Here is a 1,260-nt window from a genome sequence, read left to right on the forward strand (position 1 = left end):
GTCGTATACCGGTTTCCCGCGCCGAGCGCGTCAGCCGTGATCTCCGAGGCAGACGTGTCCCAGTAGCCGAGTGGGGGGGAGCCCAAACAGCGCCGCGACGACCGCGACGCCGATAGTGGTGGTTGACAAAACGCCGCAGAAGGTAAGAGCATCGTGCGGGTCATCGTTCCCGAGGATGCCCGTGTCACTGACGAGTTCGATCTCCGGGATCGGTTCCAGCGCGACCTCGATATCGGTTGTGTGATCTCGCTTGTCGAGGACTTCCGTTTCCACGCCGACGAGCACAGTTCGTACTGATGACAGTGTCGATTAGCGGATAAGAGCTGACAACGAGCACCAAATGTGATTGCGGCGTCAGGAAAGGTGAACGCGCAAGTGTATGACTCGGTCTGGTGTGCCGTTTACATTAGTCTATTCCAAGGGCTAGATACAGTAATTTTTGCTGGAAAAGTCAGCTGATTGCCGATGTCGGTAACAACCCTGAAGATCACCTTGCTCGGGTCATGGACGTATTTCAACTCTACCCTGCTGGTCGCGACGACGCGTTTGAGGACTACAAGCAGTTCATCCGAGATGGGCACCCAATTGAGGATATTGAGTCATATCTCAATCAAGAGAGCCATGAACCGTTTCCCACGACATCTGATGTCGATCTCGTCCACATCAGGGGTACCTCACTGGACAGAACGTAGCGGAATGTCGATCGCAACGATATCTCGTTCGTCCACTATGATGGCGCATTCATCGCTAAGCATGAGAGAGTGTTCGAGATCGAGCGGCTTAACCAACAGTATAACCTCCACTGCGAATTTGTTGGGTAAGACTTGGTAACTAGTCAGTACCGCTGTTCGGCTGGTGAGCCATTTCTACTCAATGAACCTGATATCGAGCATTTACCTGCTTATCTTGGCGATAGCGCGGTTGCGTGTGCTCCAGCCCCCCAACCTCCCCCCGCGGTGGACCGTAGAGAATTTACTGAGGGGTTGCCGTACTGCTCACGAGCTAAGCGAACATCCTCCACATCGGAACCTACGTACGTTCACCCGAGTTACCGTTCGACTTCGTTTTCATTGTAATCGATAACTTGGTGTCACCAATTGAAGTTTATTACAGTGTGAGATTTTACTTATATACGAAGTGAGTGCGGCGCAGCGGCTCAGACTGGAATCAATTTTTCCTCGTCAGATAGTCACTGATCCCAGAAGGCTTCGATCCGGTCATCAAGATCAGTAAGCACAGTTGTGAGTACGTCCCGCCAGT

The 1,260-nt window shown here is 52.4% G+C and carries 1 protein-coding gene; it reads right to left on the minus strand.

Annotated features, from left to right (window positions below; all coding sequences use genetic code 11):
- Positions 1 to 30: 30 nt before the first annotated feature.
- A complete protein-coding gene (locus EXE42_RS15640; RefSeq protein ID WP_137706922.1) occupies positions 31 to 285 on the minus strand; it encodes a hypothetical protein in 255 nt (84 codons plus the stop codon).
- Positions 286 to 1,260: the final 975 nt, after the last annotated feature.

This window comes from Halorubrum sp. SP3, assembly GCF_005435195.1.
GTDB classification, from domain to species: domain Archaea; phylum Halobacteriota; class Halobacteria; order Halobacteriales; family Haloferacaceae; genus Halorubrum; species Halorubrum sodomense.